Genomic DNA, 17,816 nt, shown 5'->3' with positions numbered 1-17,816 from the left:
GGGGTTGGCTCTATGTGGCCGCAGTCGTTGATCTGTTCTCGCGGCGGGTGGTCGGCTGGTCAATGAGTACAGCAATGACGGCACAGCTCGTCACCAATGCCCTGGTGATGGCGATCTGGCGACGAGGCAAGCCGGACGCGCTGTTGCATCATTCCGATCGCGGCAGCCAATACACCAGCGAACAGTTCCAGAGGCTGATGGCCGATCACGGCGTGGTCTGCTCGATGAGCCGGTCAGGCAATGTCTGGGACAACGCTGCAATGGAGAGCTTCTTCTCGTCCTTGAAGACCGAGCGAACAGCGCGCAAAGTGTACCGGTCACGCAACGAGGCCAAGGCCGACGTGTTCGACTACATCGAGCGCTTCTACAATCCGAAGCGAAGGCATTCGACGATCGGATATCTGAGCCCTATGGAGTTCGAACGGAAGGTTGGATTAGCTTAAGCCGGTGTCAACAGAACCGGGTGCAGCTCATAGCGCCTTTTTCAACCAGGACGCCTCGATAGCTGAAGCTCGGTCCTCAACCGTCAATCGTGATCGGCTGCCACCCAAGTGTGCGAATGTGACCCTTCGGGTGGCGTCCTTGCTTGTAGTAACTGCAGTCACTCCAACTCCACTTGGTTCGATGAGCCAACGCCCTAGCTCCTTCGGGAACCACCGTACATTAAGCTCGTTGAGTTCGCGGTCACCGAGAAATAGCATATCGTTCGGTGGCGTGGCCGCAGACATAGAGACAAATCTAGGATCGACGCCCATTCGGAACGCGTAGTCGATCAGCAAGGCTGAGACAAATTGCTGATTGGAGAGGTCTAGAGAGTTGAAAAGCTTTGCTGTTGGGTCTCTTAATGAGATCTCGTGATAGAATTGATGAATTCCAAGTTCGCTGGTCTCGACGCTTCGCGTAACTCCCCCAAGAAACGCAAATGATGCTGCCGAGGCACAACGTCCGGGGGCTCGCTCCCAGAACCGTCCGTCGCGCTCTGTGCTTCCAACCTCTGTATTGAGCTTCATTCTCCGAATAACGTTCCCGAGTTGGATGCCACCAGCCAAATCTCCGCCAGGGGAGTTGAACCTTACGCTCCAGCCGCCTGGGTTCTCTGTGTAGCCATGGCCTTTCATAAAGCTCTCAAGGTCGTGCGGTGTCTCGGAGGTGATCACACCATCTGCGGCGACCCACTCTGCTCCGACATAGTTTCCTCCACCACTTCGTAGGTGGAAGGTCATTCTATCCGGGGTGAGCAATATGACCTCCGACTTCGGCTAAGCTTGACAGCGTACAGCAAAGCCCCGGCTGCACGTGGCCTCTGTGTTGTTAGCAGAAAGGCGGCCTCTCGGCCGCCCTTCATGAAGGTTTGGACTAATCGCGGTCCTAACGTGACGACCGGTCCCTCACGAACATCCCGTCGTTGAACCGCAAGTATCGCACTTCATACACGTCCCATTCCGCACCAGCGTGAAGTTGCCGCACTCGCCGCACATTTCGCCTTCGTAGCCTTTTGCTTTCGCTTCCGCGCGGCGCTCGGCCTTGCTGGGGACTGCGACTTGCGCGCTGCCGGACTTGCTCCACTGGAGGGCTTCGAGCTTCTCCGTGGGAGACAAATCGTGGCTGGCTTCCTGCTTCAGCGCGACCGCGCCTTCGATGGTCTCGCCGGCGCCGCGGGCGGTGGCGCCGTGGGAGGCGAGCGAGGTGACCTTGCTGCCGCCGGCGGGCGCGCTGTCATTGCCGGATGCGACCGCGGCGGAGCCGCTGCGCATCACGAACAAATTGTCGGTGCGGGAGCGGGTGAGGCCGCGCGAGACCAGCCTGGTCGCCTGGTGGTTCGCCTCCTCCGGCTCCTTGCCTTCCTCGACGCCCTTGCCCAGCGCGTCGAAGTTCGACTCGGTCGGATCGACATGGGCGAGGTCGAAGCGCGACATGTAGCTTACCGCCAGTTCGCGGAAGACATAGTCGAGGATCGAGGTCGCGTACTTGATGCTGTCGTTGCCCTGCACGGGGCCCGCCGGCTCGAAGCGGGTGAAGGTGAAGGCGTCGACATATTCTTCGAGCGGCACGCCGTATTGCAGGCCCAGCGACACCGCGATGGCGAAGTTGTTGATGAAGGAGCGCAGGGCCGCGCCTTCCTTGTGCATGTCGATGAAGATCTCGCCGATCCGGCCGTCGTCATACTCACCGGTGCGGAGATAGACCTTGTGGCCGCCGACGACCGCCTTCTGGGTGTAACCCTTGCGGCGATCCGGCATCTTCTCGCGCTCGCGCATCACGATGATGCGCTCGACCAGCTTCTCGACGATCTTTTCCGAGACCTGGGCGGTTCGCGCCGCCATCGGCTTGTCGTAGAGATTCTCGACCGCATCGTCCTCGTCCTCATCGTCGCTGATGAGCTGGGAGTTGAGCGGCTGGGAGAGCTTCGAGCCGTCGCGATAGAGCGCGTTGGCCTTCAGCGCCAGTTTCCACGACAGCATGTAGGCGGACTTGCAATCCTCCACCGTGGCGTCGTTCGGCATGTTAATGGTTTTCGAGATCGCACCCGAGATGAAGGGCTGCGCCGCCGCCATCATGCGGATGTGGCTCTCGACCGAGAGATAGCGCTTGCCGACCTTGCCGCAGGGATTGGCGCAGTCGAACACCGCGTAATGCTCGGCCTTGAGGTGCGGAGCACCTTCCACCGTCATCGCGCCGCAGATGTGGACGTTGGCCGCCTCGATCTCGCGCTTGGTGAAGCCAACGGCCTGGAGCAGGTCGAAGCCGGGTGCTGCGATTGCCTCGGCACCGATGCCGAGCTGGTCGCGGATGAAGTCCTCGCCAAAGGTCCACTTGTTGAAGGCGAACTTGATGTCGAAGGCGGTCGGCAGGGCCTTTTCGACCTTGGCGATCGCCTCATCCGTAAAACCCTTGGACTTCAGCGTCGAGACGTTGATGCCCGGCGCGTTGGAGAGCGAGCCGTGGCCGACGGCGTAGGCCTCGATCTCGGCGATATCAGCTTCGCGATAGCCGAGCGTGCGCAGCGCCGCGGGGACCGCGCGGTTGATGATCTTGAAGTAGCCGCCGCCGGCGAGCTTCTTGAACTTGACCAGCGCGAAGTCGGGCTCGATGCCGGTGGTGTCGCAATCCATGACCAGGCCGATCGTGCCGGTCGGCGCGACCACCGTGGTCTGGGCGTTGCGATAGCCGTGCTTCTCGCCGAGCTCGAGCGCCCCATCCCAGGCCGCCTGCGCATGCGTGACCAGGTCGGCCTGCGGGCAGGAGACCAGGTCCATCGGCACCGGGTTGACGCTGAGCGCCTCGTAGCCGGAGGTCTCGCCATGCGCGGCGCGGCGGTGGTTGCGGATCACGCGCAGCATGTGCGCGGCGTTCTTCTTGTAGCCGGGAAAGGTGCCGAGCTCGGCCGCCATCTCCGCAGAAGTCTTGTAGGTGATGCCGGTCATCACGGCGGTCAGCGCGCCGCAGAGCGCGCGGCCTTCCTTCGAGTCATAGGACAGACCCATGGTCATCAGCAGGCCGCCGATATTGGCGAAGCCGAGACCGAGCGTGCGGAACTCGTAGGAGAGCTCGGCGATCGCCTTCGACGGGAACTGCGCCATCATCACGGAGACTTCGAGCACGACGGTCCAGAGCCGGCAGAGGTGCTCGTAACCCTCGACGTCGAACCGCTTCGTGGTGGCGTCGTAGAACGTCAGCAGGTTGGCGGACGCCAGGTTGCACGCGGTGTCGTCCAGGAACATGTATTCCGAGCACGGATTGGAGGCGCGGATGTCGCCGGACGCCTTGCAGGTGTGCCAGTCGTTCATGGTGGTGTTGAAGTGCAGGCCCGGGTCGGCCGACGCCCAGGCGGCGTAGCCGATCTTTTCCCAGAGGTCGCGCGCCTTCAGGGCCTTGGTCACCTTCTTGGTGGTGCGGCCGATGAGATTCCAGTCGCCGTCGGTTTCGACCGCGCGCAGGAAATCGTCCTTGAGCGAGACCGAGTTGTTGGAGTTCTGGCCGGACACCGTGAGATAGGCTTCCGAATCCCAATCGGTGTCGTAGACGTCGAACTGGATGTCCTTGTAGCCCTGCTTGGCGAACTGGATGACGCGCTTGATGTAATTGTCAGGCACGAGCGAGCGGCGCGCGAGCTTGATCTCGCGGCGCAGGGCAGGGTTCTTCTCGGGGTCGAAGCAATCGTCGCCCGAACCTTCGCAGTTCACGCAGGCCTTGAGCACCAGCTTGAGGTGCTTCTGGTTGATCTTGGATCCCGTGACGAGAGCTGCGACCTTCTGCTCCTCCTTCACCTTCCAGTCGATATAGGTCTCGATGTCGGGGTGATCGGCATCGACCACGACCATCTTGGCCGCGCGGCGCGTGGTGCCGCCCGACTTGATCGCGCCCGCCGCGCGGTCGCCGATCTTGAGGAAGCTCATCAAGCCGGACGAGCGGCCGCCGCCGGAGAGGCGTTCGCCTTCGCCGCGCAGGCGCGAGAAGTTGGAGCCGGTGCCGGAGCCGTATTTGAACAGGCGCGCCTCGCGGACCCAGAGGTCCATGATGCCGCCCTCGTTGACGAGGTCGTCACCGACGCCCTGGATGAAGCAGGCGTGCGGCTGCGGATGCTCGTAGGAGGATTTCGAGCGGGTCAGCTTGCCGGTGAAGGGGTCGACGTAATAATGGCCCTGGCCGGGGCCGTCGATGCCATAGGCCCAGTGAAGCCCGGTGTTGAACCATTGCGGCGAGTTCGGCGCGACCATCTGCATGGTCAGCATGTAGCGGAGCTCGTCGTAGAAGGTCTGGGCGTCTGCGTCGGAGGAGAAGTAGTTGCCCTTCCAGCCCCAATAGGTCCAGCAGCCGGCGAGACGGTCGAACACCTGCTTGGCCGAGAGCTCGCTGACGAAGCGCTCTTTCTCGGGCAGGAGGGCGAGCGCCTCGGTGTCGGGCACGGAGCGCCACAGGAACGAGGGGACGGACTCTTCCTCGACCTTCTTCAGGCGGGCGGCAACGCCGGCCTTGCGAAAGTACTTCTGGGCGAGGACGTCGGAGGCGACCTGCGACCACTCGGTCGGGACCTCGACGCCGTCCAATTTAAACACGACCGAGCCGTCGGGATTCCTGATCTCCGACGTGGTCTGCCGGAATTCGATGCCGGCGTAAGGTGACTGTCCTACCGTGGTGTGGCGCCGCTCAATCCGCATGGTCTTGCCCCGTCCTATTTTTTAGCCGGACCGCCTCCGCAAGGCGACCGGATCGATATTTCATTTCGCGAGTCCCCGAAGGCGTTTCCGCCCCAAGGCTTCGCAGTTCAGCCGGTGGACCCGGCCCTTTTTCTCCCGGCGATGGTGAGGTGCGTGCACCTCTCACCGGCCGGCATGTCCGGATCCATCCGCCCCCAAGGGGATGAGCCCGACATGCGTTCAACGCCCCACAACGACACTTCAACCAATTGCCATGCGAGCCTGTTGCCGGCCCGTTCTGGCGCCCTGGGAGACCGCTATCGCGGGCAGACAAGCCCTCATCCCGCTGCCTTTGGCTGGCTTGGCGGAATGCTGTTTTGCAGACCCTTCGGGGAGTGCCGGCGGGACGCAAACACACTCGCGCCGAACGGATCGAAAACTAGGACTCTCCATTGCGCCCGTCAAGAACTAGTGCGGGTTCCTGAATCAAATACTAAATATGGTGGATTGTCGGGGATAACAGGGGGCAAGCCCACACCTGTTCTTGAGCCAAGTATCGGTGAGTCCTCAGGGATTCCCAACCGAAAAAATTTGCATCCGGTGGTGCTGCGGAGGCTTCACCCCGCTGTTCACAGGGCAGGTATATTTTTGAGGACCGGGCTTGCCTCAACGGGACTCACGTGGGGCTACGGACGGTGAGGGCAGGCATGCCCGCCGGGGTGGTGGTGGGGCGCGCGAATCCGCGCCAAGCTGACCTCGATTTTGCCGGATACCCACATGCTTGATTCGACGCGACCGGGCTTGCGACCACGCATCGCCCCGGCCGGCCTGATGTTCCTCGCCATCACCTCGGTGGGCTGGGGCTTCAACTGGCCGGTGACGAAATTCCTGCTTTCCGAGCTGCCGCCGCTGACGCTGCGCGGGGTGACGGGGGTGCTGGGCGCAGTGCTGCTCGCCGCCCTCGCGCTGATCAGCCGGCAGAGCCTCAGGGTCGAGCCTGCGATCTGGCCGCGCCTGGTGACCGCCGCAATCCTCAACGTCACCGGCTGGATGGTGCTGATGGGCCTGGCGCTGCTCTGGCTGCCGGCCAGCGAGGCGGCGCTGATCGCCTACACCATGCCGGTCTGGGCCTCGCTGATCGCCTGGCCGGTGCTGGGCGAGCGACCGACCTTGTTGCGCACCATCGGCCTGGTGATGGCCTTTGCCGGGCTTGCCTCGATCATGGGCGGCAACGGCATTGCCGCCAGCGCGGAAAAGCTGCCGGGCATCATCATGGCGCTGTGCGGCGCGATCGGCTTCGCCGTCGGCACGGTGTTTTCCAAAAGGTACCCCATCCATCTGCCGCCGATCACGGCCGCGGCCTGGCAGATCGGGATCGGCTGCCTGCCGATTTCGATCATCGGCCTCGCCATCGAGACCACGCATCTGGAGCAGGTGACGCCGGTCGGCTGGTGGCTGCTGGTCTATTCGACCGTGGTGCAGTTCTGCATCGCCTATGTCAGCTGGTTCGCAGCGCTCGCGCGCCTGCCGGCCTCCGTCGCCGCGGTCGGGACGATGGCGGTGCCTGTCATCGGCGTGGTGGCGTCGGCGCTGGCGCTGGGGGAGCCGCTGGGCCCGGGCCAGATCGCCGCGCTGATCTTCACGCTGGCAGCCGTGGTGCTGGCGACGCGCTAGCTAGCTTGCAGTCATCCCTCCGCCGTTCAGCGCCTTCCGGATCATCTCGGCGAGCTGGTTGCGGCGGTAGGGTTTTGTCAGCAGTATCACGCCGTCGTCGAGCTTGCCGTGGTGGACGATGGCGTTGTCGGTATAGCCGGAGGTGTACAGCACCTTCAGGCCGGGGCGCCGTTTTGCCACTTCCTCGGCGAGCACGCGCCCGCTCATGCCGCCGGGGATGACGACATCGGTGAACAAGAGATCGAACGGCTGGCCGGTCTCGATCAGCTCCAGCGCCGTCTTGCTGTCGGACGCCGCCACCGTCTTGTAGCCCAGGCTCTGAAGTTGCGCTGTGACGAAGTTGCGCACCAGCGGATCGTCCTCGACCACGAAAATGGTCTCGGCGCCGCCTTCGGCTTGCGGCGTCGCGGCGGCGACCACATCCGTCATGCCTTCGCCCGGCGGCAGATAGAGCTTGATCGTGGTGCCGTGGCCTTCCTCGCTGTAGATCTTGATGTGGCCGCCGGACTGCTTGACGAAGCCGTAGACCATGGAGAGGCCGAGGCCGCTTCCCTTGCCGACCTCCTTTGTGGTGAAGAACGGCTCGAACGCCTGCTGCTGGACCTCGGCCGGCATTCCGGTGCCGGTGTCGCTGACGGCGAGCATCACGTAAGGGCCGGGGCGCACATCCGGATTATTCTGGGCATAGGCTTCGTCGAGCACGACCCGATGGGCCTCGAACAGCAGCTTGCCGCCGTTCGGCATGGCATCGCGGGCGTTGATCGCCATGTTGAGCACGGCATTGGTGAGCCGGGACGGATCGATGTGCGAGGTCATCGGCCCCTGTTCCAGCACGGTCTCGATCTGGATCTGCTCGCCGAGGGTGGGGCGCAGGAGTTTTGCGATATCCGCGACCGCAGCGTTGATCTCGACGTTGCGCGGCTGGAGCGGCTGCCTGCGCGCAAAGGCGAGCAGATGCTGGATCAGCTCGGCGCAGCGCTCGGCGGCCTCGTCGATCAGCCGCGCCGTGCGTTGGAGTTCGGGCTGCGTCTTCAGGCTTGCCACCAGCGTCTCGGTGTTGCCGGAGATCACGGTCAGCATGTTGTTGAAGTCGTGCGCGACGCCGCCGGTCAGCTTGCCGATGGCATCCAGCTTCTGCGACTGATACAGCTGCCGCTCGGTCTCGCGCGACATGGTCGCGTCGTGATAGACCAGCACCGCGCCGGAAATCCTGCCTTGACCGTCCAGCATCGGCCGGCCGCTGATCATGAGATGGCGGGGTGAATTGCTGCTGTGCGGGCGGACGACCATCTCCATGTCTTCGAACTGCTCGCCGCGCAGCACGCGCGCCGATGGCAGCTCGTCGGGCTTGAGCGGGGTGATGCCGTCGCCTTGAAATACGTCGGACAGCGTGCGCAGATTGCGCAGGTTCATGCCGGTCCGGTGCAGCAGTATGCGCTCCGCGGCCGGATTGGACAGAAGGACATTGCCCTCGGCATCGATGACCAGCACCGCCTCTGCCATGCTGCGAAAGGTGCTCTGAAGCACGTTGACCGACAGGCGCAGCTCGTCATGCGCGGTGACCAGATGCTCGGTGCGCTCGGCCACCGCGGCCTCGAGTTGCTGATTGGCGGCCGTGGTCTCCAAGAGCGTGCTCTTGAGCGCGCCCTGGGTGCGCTGGCTCTCGCGCATCACCATCACGACCAGCAGCATGATCACGAGCGCGCCGGCGATATCGATGCCGAGCAGCACGATGCCGGTGCGGCGCGAATCCTGCGAGCGCGCGGCGAGCAATTGCTCTTCGCCCGCGCTCAGACGATCGAGGTTGCCCATCACCGTGTCCATCAGGCCGCGGCCCTCGCCCTTGCCCTGGAGCGTGGCAATGCCGGATTGGTCGTTGCCGGCGCGCAGGCGCATGGCCTCGGCGGCGATCTCCATCCGGCGCAGCGCCAGCGGCTCGGTGCCCTCCAGCAGCATGACCTGATCGGGATTGTCGCGCACGCCGCGCTTGAGATCGGCAAGTGCCGGCGCGATCTGGGCGTGTGCCGCCTGGAACTCCTCGCTGAAGCTCGGGCTGCCGTAGATTTCGTAGCCGCGTGCGGCACTCTCGGCGCGGCGCATCAGCAGGCGCAGATCGGAGATCTTCTTCAGCACCTCGATGGTGTGATTGACCCAGGCCGCATCGGACCGTGACTTGACGTCGAGGCCGATCGAGGCTGCGGTGATGATCAGGAGGATGGCAAGTCCAGTACCGAGAATGATGCGCTGCGTTGGGATCAAGGGACTTCTTTCTTGTCCTTCGGCTGTGCACTTTCGCCCCCGAGGCATTCCCGGATTGTGGTCAGCAGCGCGTCCGGCGTGAACGGCTTGCGCAGGCAGCGTGTTGCGCCGAGCTCCAGCGCCATGCGGAGGAAATCGGGAGAGGGCGACGCAGATGACGCGAAGGCGTAGCCGGACATCGCGATCAGCGGTACCGCCGGCGCGCGCTCGTGAAAGATGCGGACGGACTCGAAGCCGCGCATGTGCGGCATGAAGATGTCAACCAGCATCACGTCGAAATTCTGTGTTTCGAGCGCAGCCAAACCCGTTTCTCCGCCGTCGGTCAACGTGACGTCGAAGCCCTGACGTTGGAGGAGGACCTCGATGGTCGCGCCGACCATCGGATCGTCATCGACCACGAGAATACGCGGCATGACACTTTCCAGTAATCGAAATCCCCATAGCCAAATTGATACAGGTGAATCGCGCGTCGGGTCAATTTTGGATTGGGTCAGGGTAGGTATGCACGGTGCGGTGATTAAAGGTCCACGGGCTTCATCGTGGTGGACAACGACCACGATGCGCGCGAAACAGTTGATGTGCTCGACATGCGCGAAAAAGGCGCCGCATCGCTGCGGCGCCTCTCTTCAAGCGGTGTCGGTGTGCTTACGGGCAGGGATGACGCTGGCCGTCATAGCCGAGATAGGTGCCGGACGCCGGATCGTAGGATTTGTAGCGCTGTGCGCAATAGGCTGCGGAGTCGCCGCCGCTATCGGGGACCACCGCCACTGACGGCTCGTCATAATAGCTGTCGTCGCCATAGTAGTAGGGATCGTTGTAATAGCCGCCGCCGTAATAGGCGTACGAGCCAAGGCCGCCGATCGCAGCACCCGCCGCGACACCGGGCCAGAAGCCGCCGCCGCGATGGCGCCAGCCGCCGCCATGCCAACGGCCGCCGCCGCCATTCCAGTTGTGGCCCCCGGCTGCTGCGAAGCCGCGGCCGCCGCCGGTGAAAGCAGCGCCGCCACCCGGACGCACAGTTGTACCCGCCGCGAAGTTACCGCCGCCGCCGCCGATCCGCGCGCCGCCAAAGCTGCCGCCGCCCATTCGCGCGCCGCCGCCACCAAAGTGTGCGCCACCACCGCCGCCACCAAAGTGTGCGCCGCCGCCGCCGCCACCGATATGTGCGCCGCCTCCGACCACCGCGGCCCGGCTTTGTGCAAAGCTCGGCGTCGCCAACGGGATAACCAATGCCACTGCCGCAGCGGCGCTCAAGACTTTCAGACTTTTCATGATCAAAACTCCTTTTCCCGGAAGCAAACCCAATGAAGGGGCTGTAGTTCCTGGGATCACGGCGGTTTGCGTGCGCGGCAAGGCTCTCATGGGAACGCTGTATCCGGCATGAACGGATCGCGTCCGATTTGCGGCAGCGTCTGTGCCGGGGCCGCATCCCTAAGCGGGGGGGCACCGCCGCACCCGCCGAACTGGACATTTCGCCGTCCGGATGGCATCAGGACCCGACGAAGCAGGGCCCTTGCCGCATGAAACAATTCTTCCTCAAGTTCTTCACCTGGTGGAATGGCCAGACTTTTGGCACCCAACTCTGGACCAGGCGGTACGGGGAGTTGGTCGGCCAGGACGAGCAGGGCAACCTCTATTATCGCGCCCGCGGCGGGGTGATCGACCCGACGCTCGGCTTCGAGCGGCGCTGGGTGATCTACAACGGTTATGCCGAAGCAAGCCGGATCCCGCCGTCCTGGCACGGCTGGATGCATCACACCGTCGACGTGCCGCCGACGCAGGAGAACTATCAGCCGCGCGAGTGGGAAAAGCCGCACCAGCCGAATCTCACGGGCACGGCCAACGCCTACCGTCCCTCGGGCTCGACGCTCGCCAGCGGCAAGCGGCCGAAGGCGACCGGCGACTATCAGCCCTGGACGCCTGGCTAGGCTTCCGATCCCCGTCCGATTCTTTCGTGGGAGTGGATGCACCCGCATCCGCCTCACCCCGCTGTGGACAACGCGAACAGCGGGGATGATTCCTGCGCGCTCGTTGCAGCCGCGCGAGGAATGCGGCTCAATGATCCCATCTTACGGAGATGGGAGACCATCGCGTTCGGTTCGGGCAACAGTTCGCGACTGTCCCGCGATGCAGCGGCCGCCGACCAGGACTCGATCGGGAGATAGGCCCCCGGTCTGGAAGCTCCGAAATCGCCCGATGAAATGTGCAGCCGCCGTAAGGCAGGAAAGGCCGCTTGGGAAACCGGGCGGCCTTTTTCTGGTGTGACGAGTTGCCTGTCCCGGACGCGCTGCAGCGTGTAACGCTGCACCGCTGAGCCGGGACCCATGTAGCAGCGACACGTGTGGTTTCCTGGGGCCCGGCTCTGCGGAGCGTCACTGCATGCCGCACCGCGTCCGGGACACGAGAGGGGCTACATCACCCGTTCGGCGGCGCGCTTCACCGCTTCCAGTCGGCGGGCCTGGTTTGGGGCGCCGCGCTCTTTCAGCAAGGCCAGCACTTCGGCGGGCGCGGTGTCGGGCGAGCCTGCATTGAACGGCGGAGCGGGATTGTATTCGAGCTGAAGCTGGATCGCTTCCGCCGTGGTGCGATCGACCAGGATCGACACCAGGGTCAGCGCGAAATCGATTCCCGCGGTGACGCCGCCGCCGGTGATGCGGTTGCGGTCGATGCAGACGCGCGTCCTGGTCGGCGTTGCGCCGAACTGGCCAAGCATCTCCATCGCGCTCCAATGGGTGGCGGCGCGGTAGCCCTTCAAGAGGCCGGCAGCGCCCAGCGCCAGCGATCCCGTGCAGACCGAGGTGACGTATTTGGCGCCTTCGGCCTGCCGGCGCAGGAAATCCAGCACCTCCTCGTCATTGAGCAGATCGTTGGTGCCGCCGCCGCCGGGCACGCAGATCACGTCGAGCTGCGGGCAATCGGCGAAAGTCGTGGTTGGCGTCAGCGTCAGCACGGAATCGCTCGGCACCGGCTCGATCCGCTTCCAGATCAAATGCAGTTTTACGCCTGGGACGGACGAGAACACCTGCAAGGGGCCGGTGAAGTCGAGCTGAGTGACGCGCGGGAACACCAGAAGTCCGATCTGGAGCGGTGTCGACATGAGAGCCTCCAACTATGTGCTTGACGCCGGCAAATTGGCATGATGCCCTTCTGTCCAAAATGGCATTTTTCCCTCACTTTCGGACATCACCGATGATCGGCATCATGATCTTCCCGGATTTCCAGTTGCTCGATGCGGCCGGCCCGATCTCGGTGTTCGAGATCGCGGCACGTGCCACCGGCAAAGCACCCGCGATCCGGGTGCTCGCGTTGAACCCAGGGGCTGTGCGCAGCTCGTCCGGCGTTGAAATGATGGCGCGCGATTTCAAGTCGGCGAATGCGATCACGACCCTGGTCGTGGCGGGCGGCGCAGGCGTTACGGACGCGGCGCGCTGCGAGGTCACGCGCGCCTTCGTGCGGCGGCTGGCACGGCGCGGCGTGCGGGTCGCCAGCGTCTGCTCGGGCGCCTATGTGCTGGCCGAGGCGGGCCTGCTCGACGGCCGCCGCGCCACCACGCATTGGGGACGCACGCGGGATTTCGTCGCGCGCTATCCCAAGGTGAAGTTCGAGCCGGACCAGATTTTCACCCGTGACGGCAATGTGTGGACGTCCGCCGGCATCACCGCAGGTATCGATCTCGCGCTCGCGATGGTGACCGAAGACCATGGCGAGGAGATCGCGCAGGCAACCGCGCGGCAGCTCGTGCTGTATCATCGCCGCAGCGGCGGCCAGTCGCAATTCTCCTCGCTGCTGGAGTTGAAGACGCCGAACGGCCGGTTCGGTGCATTGCTGTCCTGGGCGCGCGAGAACCTCGACGCCCGTTTGACCGTCGAAGATCTCGCCGACCGCGCCGGCATGAGCGCGCGGCATTTTGCCCGCGCCTTTGCCGCCGAGACGGGCACGACACCCTCCAAGGCCATCGAGCGCTTGCGGATCGAGGTGGCGCGCGAACGCGTGCAGTCCTCGCGCGAGGCGATCGAGCTCGTCGCAGAGGCGACCGGCTTCCGCGACCCCGAGCGTATGCGGCGCGCCTTCATCCGCGCCTTCGGCCAACCGCCGCAGGCGCTGCGGCGTGCGGCAAGGGCCAGCTAGGTTTCGCCGGAAGCTGTAGTTCATGGCGGGCAGCTGCGCCCCATCCCGGCAGCACCTTGTGTGCATTTTTGCACAAATCAGGGAACCAAAGCTCCCGCTTCGGCTTGATGTGCGCCACCCGAAGTGGATGGAGGTAAGCGGTGAATACTGAGTTGCTCGTCATCATGGTTGTGGAAGACGATCCGCTTATTCAGACAATTGTAGAAGAGGCATTGGCCGAGGGTGGCTTCCACCCAGAGGTTGCTTCATCCGGGGAGGAAGCGCTCACACTTCTCCAAAACGAAGAAAGCAAATATCTGGCCCTGATCACCGACGTGAACCTTAGCGGTGCTCTCATCGGCTGGGACGTTGCCAGGCGCGCAAGAGAACTCAATCCCCACATTCCCGTGGTCTACATGACCGGTGCCGCCGCCGATGATTGGTCGTCCCCTTGCGTTCCTCACAGTATGCTCCTGCAAAAACCCTTCGCCCCGGCACAGGTCGTGACCGCGATCTCACAACTCCTCAACCAAGTTCCGCCAACACACGAGTAAGGTCGCAGTGACACGTCAGTAGCGCGCCGCGCTCGGTTTCACGGGCGCCGGCAGTTTCCATATTCTCTGGTAACGCCGTGCGGCCGTGCATCAGCTGATACGTTTCATCTCATCGCCAGGTCGTGGTCTCTTTTTTGCAGTGGCAAGAGTCGCCCGCGCGGTCAGCCGCCGCGCGATCGGCGTCAGCATGTATGGCGCCAGGTGAATTGGAAACTGCGTCATCGCGAAATAGAGCCAGGTGGTCGGCGGCAGCGCGCCGGCGGTCGCGGCCAGCATCAGGCCCAGATTGCGCTGTGACACCATCAGCCCGAGCGCCAGCGCGCGCTCATAGCCGATGCGGCGGAACAGCAGCGTGGTGATCGCGAGCAGCGTGAAATAGATCGTGAAGGACAGCAGCGCCAAGCCGATCGTGAACACCGGCTGGGCCACGAGGTCGCTCGCAACGTCGCCCATGATCGCGGCCGCGAAGATCAGCAGGATGACGATGTTGAAGCCGTCGATCGGCCGCCTGTGGCGCTGGATCGCGGCCGCGCCGAAGACCCAGCGGATCAGGGTCGCTGCAAGCAGCGATGCCGCGAGGATGCCGAGCAGTTTCAGGCCGAGCGTGGCCGGCGTGACGCTGAGCATGTCGCCGAGGAACAGGCTCGCGAACAGCGACGCGGTGAACGGCACCAGCGCGGTCGCGGTCACCAGCGTGACCAGAACGAGCGTGGCATCGAGGCCCATCAGTGCGGCCAGCGCCGGCGAGGCCATCATCGGCGAAGCCATGCTCTGGAGCATCATGGCCAGCGCAAGGCCGGGCGAGCGCGCGGTGAGACCGGTGAGATGGACGATCAGCCCGACGATCACAGGCACGCCGATCACGGTCCAGGCGGTCGCGGTCGCGACCAGCGCCGGCCGGCGCAAATGGCCGGAGAGCGCGGCGAGATCGACCCGCATGAAGGAGATGCAGAGCAGAACGAAAATCGCCTCGGTGACGTAAGGGCGCAGCAACGCCCCGAGCGGCGGCACCGCGAGCGCGATGAACACGACGGCAGCCACAGCGCGGGTGCCCTGGCCGCCGAGCCATGTCAGCCCGCGCAGCGGGAAGGCGAAGAGGTTTTGAAAGACGAATGGCATGCGGGAGGCGGCGTCAGCCCAATCCCTTCAGCCACGCGCCGATCTCGCTCACGGCGACATTGGCCTCGCGCAGCAATTTGCCCATCGTGAAGAAGCCGTGGAATTGGCCGGGATAGTGCTTGGTGGCGACGGGCACGCCGGCTTGCCTGAGGCGCTCGGCATATTCGTCGCCTTCGTCGCGCAGCGGATCGGCGCCGGCGGTCAGCACATAGGTCGGCGGCAGGCCGCCAAGGTTTTGCGCGCGCGCCGGCGAGGCGCGCCAATCGTCGACGTCGGCGGCGCCATTGAGATAATGGTCGCGGAACCAGCGGATTACCGAATGCGTCAGCAGCACGCTGGTCTCGGGCTCGCTGTGCGAGCCGTGCGTCATGGCGAAATCGACGGCAGGGTAAATCAACACCTGGCCCGCGATCGCGGGGCCGTTGCCGTCTCGCGCAGCAAGCGCGACGACTGCGGCGAGATTGCCGCCGGCGCTGTCGCCGCCGATCGACAGGCGCGCGGCGTCGACGCCGAGCTCGCGGGCGTTGGCGGCGATCCATTTGGTCGCGGCGATCGCGTCATCGGCTGCGGCGGGAAATTTGTGTTCGGGCGCGAGGCGGTAGTCGACCGAAATCACGATCAGCGCCGCTTCGACCGCGAGCTGGCGGCAGACGACGTCGTGGGAGTCGAGATCGCCGATCACCCAGCCGCCGCCATGGAAGAACACCAGCGCCGGGGACAAGCCGTCATGCCGGCGCGGGTCTTTCGGAACGTAGATGCGGACCGGGATCGTTCCGTGCGGTGCCGGGATCGCCAGCGGCGTGACGCGCGCAAGTTCCGGTGGCTCGGGATTGGTCGCAAAGCGCGCCTGCGTGTAATAGGCGCGCGCTTCCGGAGCGGTCAGGGTCTCGTAGGCGGGGCGGCCCGCCTCCTGAAAGGCCGTGTAGACGGCGGCGGCGTCGGGATCGAGCACAACAGGCATGGGGAAGCGACCTTACGGGTTTCCAGCGATCGTTGGATGTCGTTTTCGGGGAGCGGTGCCGCCTCTTCGGGGACGCCGCCGCCTTGGCCCGGGCAAGGGGCGTTCGGACTATCCCATCCGGGGGCCGATCTGGCCAGACCGGGCCGGGAAGGGCAGGGATGCCGCCCTTCCCCCGCCGTATTCGCCGTGTTAACCGGATGGCCTGCGAGCGGCGGTATCCCCTGTAGAATGTCCAGCAAGCCCGATTCGCTGTTGAAGCCGCGCGAGATGTTTCGAACCTTTACCCTGACAGGTCTTGCGGCGCTTCTGGCCGCCACCGCACTGACGGCTGCGACGCCGGCTCAGGCGCAAATCGGCACGATCTTTTCCGATCCGCCGCCGCTGCGACCGCCCGGCAACATTCCGCGTGGCCAGCCTCAGCCGCAGCAGCAGATCCCCGATGACGATGAAGAGGTGCCGGAGCTGCCGCCGCAGGGCCGTGTGCTGCCGTCGCGCCCGATGCCGCCGCCGGGCCGGCAGGGTAATGTGATGCCGGGGCCGGTCGAGACCCAACCCCTGGCGCCGCCCCCTGGCTCGGCCGCCGCTCCGCCAAACCAGCCGCCGTCCGTTGCGGTCGCTCCGCCCAATCCGCAAGGCGCCCTGCAGCCGGGCGCGCCCGGTCAGCGCCAGCCGCAGCAGAAGGGCGGACCGGGTGGTACTGTGCCGCAGACGCCGGCGACCCTGCAGCCGGGCGACGAGGTCGTCACCGAACCGCCGGCCCAGAAGATCGTGAACAAGAAAGCGACTTTCTCCGGCCTCGACAAAATCACCGGCCGCATCATCAATTTCGACGAGGATATCGGCGAGACCGTGCAGTTCGGCGCGCTGCGCGTCAAAACCGACGCCTGCTACACGCGGCCGGCGACGGAGGCCGCCAACACCGACGCCTTCGTCGAGGTCGACGAGATCACCTTGCAGGGCGAGGTGAAGCGCATCTTCTCGGGCTGGATGTACGCGGCAAGTCCGGGCCTGCACGGCGTCGAGCACCCGATCTACGACATCTGGCTCACCGACTGCAAAGAGCCGCAGCAGACCATCGCGACCGCGGCGCCGGATCCCGGCACCAAGCCGGCTGCGCCGCCGCCGCCCGCGCAGAAGAAGTCCGCGCCCAAGCAGGTGCAGCAGCGTCCGCCGCAGCCGTTGCCGCCGATTCAGCAGCAGCAACCGGCACCGCCGCCACCTCCGCCGCCCGAGCAGCGGCCGGGTCTGTTCGGTATCCCGGGGTTTGGCCGCTAGGCCAAATCCCCCGGATTCGGCCGGTGATATCCCTGATTATTGCCGTGAGGCGATGATCTCGAGCGCGCGTGCGCCCGGGATCGCTTCACCGGCGGAGAGCTTCAGGAAATCGCCAGGCTCGCCCGCGAGCGCCTTGTCGAGCAGCGCGGTGTAGCGCCGCCGCGAAATCTCGGCCGCACCAAAACTCTTCAAATGCTCGGTGACGTATTGGGTGTCGAGCAGTTCGAAGCCGCCATGGATCAGCCGCGCGACCAGATGCACCAGCGCGACCTTCGAGGCATCGCGCGCGCTGTGGAACATGCTCTCGCCGAAAAAGGCCCGCCCCAGGCTGACGCCGTAAAGCCCGCCGACGAGGTCCTCGCCCTGCCAGGCCTCGACGCTGTGGCAATGGCCAAGCTCGTACAGGCCGCCATAGAGGTCGCGGATGCGCTTGTTGATCCAGGTGTCCTCGCGCCCGGCCTGCGGCGCGGCGCAGCCCGCGATCGTGGCCTTGAACGCAGTGTTGACGGTCACGCGGAACGAATCCGAACGCACGGTGCGCGCGAGCCGCGAGGCCACGCGAAATCCCTCGAGCGGGATGACGCCGCGCAACTCCGGCTCGACCCAGAACAGGGTCGGATCGTCGGCGCTTTCGGCCATCGGAAAGATGCCGCAGGCATAGGCGCGCAGCAGTACGGCTGGCGTGATTTCAGACGGGGCAGAGTCGCGCGAAGTCATGGCTCGCGACAA

At 64.9% G+C, this 17,816-nt stretch carries 15 protein-coding genes; 6 read left to right on the top strand and 9 right to left on the bottom strand.

Annotated features, from left to right (window positions below; all coding sequences use genetic code 11):
- Positions 1–443, top strand: a 443-nt coding sequence (locus tag IVA74_RS19305) for an IS3 family transposase (protein WP_247347216.1), incomplete at its 5' end; no start/stop codon positions are given.
- Positions 444–470: 27 nt separating this feature from the next.
- Here IVA74_RS19305 and IVA74_RS19300 read toward each other — a convergent pair.
- Both IVA74_RS19300 and IVA74_RS19295 read right to left on the bottom strand, forming a co-directional pair.
- Entirely contained in the window at positions 471–1,241 is a 771-nt protein-coding gene (locus IVA74_RS19300; protein WP_247347215.1) for a hypothetical protein, read from the bottom strand.
- Positions 1,242–1,388: 147 nt separating this feature from the next.
- Positions 1,389–5,159 (bottom strand): vitamin B12-dependent ribonucleotide reductase, encoded by a 3,771-nt coding sequence (locus IVA74_RS19295; RefSeq protein ID WP_247347214.1) that lies wholly within the window; start codon positions 5,157–5,159, stop codon positions 1,389–1,391.
- Positions 5,160–5,915: 756 nt separating this feature from the next.
- On the opposite strand from IVA74_RS19295, the gene IVA74_RS19290 reads away from it, so the two are divergent.
- Positions 5,916–6,812 carry a DMT family transporter gene (locus tag IVA74_RS19290; protein ID WP_247347213.1) on the top strand — a complete coding sequence of 299 codons (897 nt, stop codon included), beginning with the start codon at positions 5,916–5,918 and terminating at the stop codon, positions 6,810–6,812.
- Here IVA74_RS19290 and IVA74_RS19285 read toward each other — a convergent pair whose 3' ends face one another.
- From IVA74_RS19285 to IVA74_RS19275, 3 genes are all read right to left on the bottom strand, one after another.
- Positions 6,813–9,071, bottom strand: a complete 2,259-nt coding sequence (locus IVA74_RS19285) for a CHASE3 domain-containing protein (protein WP_247347212.1) — start codon at positions 9,069–9,071, stop codon at positions 6,813–6,815.
- Complete coding sequence (locus IVA74_RS19280) at positions 9,068–9,484, bottom strand: response regulator (protein WP_247347211.1); 417 nt, start codon at positions 9,482–9,484, stop codon at positions 9,068–9,070. The genes IVA74_RS19285 and IVA74_RS19280 overlap by 4 nt, the downstream gene beginning before the upstream one ends.
- A 232-nt stretch (positions 9,485–9,716) precedes the next feature.
- On the bottom strand, positions 9,717–10,343 hold the full coding sequence (locus IVA74_RS19275; protein WP_247347210.1) for a BA14K family protein: 627 nt from the start codon (positions 10,341–10,343) through the stop codon (positions 9,717–9,719).
- Between the two features lie 248 nt (positions 10,344–10,591).
- On the opposite strand from IVA74_RS19275, the gene IVA74_RS19270 reads away from it, so the two are divergent.
- Entirely contained in the window at positions 10,592–10,999 is a 408-nt protein-coding gene (locus tag IVA74_RS19270) for an NADH:ubiquinone oxidoreductase subunit NDUFA12 (RefSeq protein ID WP_247347209.1), read from the top strand.
- A 482-nt stretch (positions 11,000–11,481) separates the two neighbouring features.
- Here IVA74_RS19270 and IVA74_RS19265 read toward each other — a convergent pair whose 3' ends face one another.
- Positions 11,482–12,168 (bottom strand): DJ-1/PfpI family protein, encoded by a 687-nt coding sequence (locus tag IVA74_RS19265; protein WP_247347208.1) that lies wholly within the window; start codon positions 12,166–12,168, stop codon positions 11,482–11,484.
- Positions 12,169–12,260: 92 nt separating this feature from the next.
- Here IVA74_RS19265 and IVA74_RS19260 point away from each other — a divergent pair, with 92 nt between their 5' ends.
- A complete protein-coding gene (locus IVA74_RS19260; protein WP_247347207.1) occupies positions 12,261–13,199 on the top strand; it encodes a GlxA family transcriptional regulator in 939 nt (312 codons plus the stop codon).
- Positions 13,200–13,339: 140 nt separating this feature from the next.
- Positions 13,340–13,732, top strand: a complete 393-nt coding sequence (locus tag IVA74_RS19255) for a response regulator (protein ID WP_346730957.1) — start codon at positions 13,340–13,342, stop codon at positions 13,730–13,732.
- A 90-nt stretch (positions 13,733–13,822) separates the two neighbouring features.
- On the opposite strand, the gene IVA74_RS19250 is transcribed toward IVA74_RS19255, so the two are convergent.
- Both IVA74_RS19250 and IVA74_RS19245 read right to left on the bottom strand, forming a co-directional pair.
- Positions 13,823–14,851, bottom strand: a complete 1,029-nt coding sequence (locus IVA74_RS19250) for a Na+-dependent transporter (protein ID WP_247347206.1) — start codon at positions 14,849–14,851, stop codon at positions 13,823–13,825.
- A 13-nt stretch (positions 14,852–14,864) separates the two neighbouring features.
- Entirely contained in the window at positions 14,865–15,812 is a 948-nt protein-coding gene (locus IVA74_RS19245) for an alpha/beta hydrolase (RefSeq protein ID WP_247347205.1), read from the bottom strand.
- A gap of 228 nt (positions 15,813–16,040) precedes the next feature.
- Here IVA74_RS19245 and IVA74_RS19240 point away from each other — a divergent pair, with 228 nt between their 5' ends.
- Positions 16,041–17,087, top strand: a complete 1,047-nt coding sequence (locus tag IVA74_RS19240) for a DUF2155 domain-containing protein (protein ID WP_247347204.1) — start codon at positions 16,041–16,043, stop codon at positions 17,085–17,087.
- 36 nt (positions 17,088–17,123) lie between these two features.
- Here the strand turns inward: IVA74_RS19240 and aat are convergent, their stop codons facing one another.
- Positions 17,124–17,804, bottom strand: a complete 681-nt coding sequence (gene aat / locus IVA74_RS19235; RefSeq protein WP_247347203.1) for a leucyl/phenylalanyl-tRNA--protein transferase — start codon at positions 17,802–17,804, stop codon at positions 17,124–17,126.
- Positions 17,805–17,816: the final 12 nt, after the last annotated feature.

The sequence above is a fragment of the Bradyrhizobium sp. 132 genome (genome assembly GCF_023074185.1).
Taxonomy (GTDB): domain Bacteria; phylum Pseudomonadota; class Alphaproteobacteria; order Rhizobiales; family Xanthobacteraceae; genus Bradyrhizobium.
The sequence above is the reverse complement of the archived record's forward strand: the minus strand, read 5'-3'. Positions and strand labels throughout refer to the sequence as shown.

Excerpts from the sequence above, each read along its gene's own strand:
- IVA74_RS19295 (WP_247347214.1), bottom strand. The coding sequence starts at position 5,159 with ATGCGGATTGAGCGGCGCCACACCACGGTAGGACAGTCACCTTACGCC.
- IVA74_RS19290 (WP_247347213.1), top strand. The coding sequence starts at position 5,916 with ATGCTTGATTCGACGCGACCGGGCTTGCGACCACGCATCGCCCCGGCC.
- IVA74_RS19280 (WP_247347211.1), bottom strand. The coding sequence starts at position 9,484 with ATGCCGCGTATTCTCGTGGTCGATGACGATCCGATGGTCGGCGCGACC.
- IVA74_RS19275 (WP_247347210.1), bottom strand. The coding sequence starts at position 10,343 with ATGAAAAGTCTGAAAGTCTTGAGCGCCGCTGCGGCAGTGGCATTGGTT.
- IVA74_RS19270 (WP_247347209.1), top strand. The coding sequence starts at position 10,592 with ATGAAACAATTCTTCCTCAAGTTCTTCACCTGGTGGAATGGCCAGACT.
- IVA74_RS19265 (WP_247347208.1), bottom strand. The coding sequence starts at position 12,168 with ATGTCGACACCGCTCCAGATCGGACTTCTGGTGTTCCCGCGCGTCACT.
- IVA74_RS19260 (WP_247347207.1), top strand. The coding sequence starts at position 12,261 with ATGATCGGCATCATGATCTTCCCGGATTTCCAGTTGCTCGATGCGGCC.
- IVA74_RS19250 (WP_247347206.1), bottom strand. The coding sequence starts at position 14,851 with ATGCCATTCGTCTTTCAAAACCTCTTCGCCTTCCCGCTGCGCGGGCTG.
- IVA74_RS19245 (WP_247347205.1), bottom strand. The coding sequence starts at position 15,812 with ATGCCTGTTGTGCTCGATCCCGACGCCGCCGCCGTCTACACGGCCTTT.
- IVA74_RS19240 (WP_247347204.1), top strand. The coding sequence starts at position 16,041 with ATGTCCAGCAAGCCCGATTCGCTGTTGAAGCCGCGCGAGATGTTTCGA.
- aat (WP_247347203.1), bottom strand. The coding sequence starts at position 17,804 with ATGACTTCGCGCGACTCTGCCCCGTCTGAAATCACGCCAGCCGTACTG.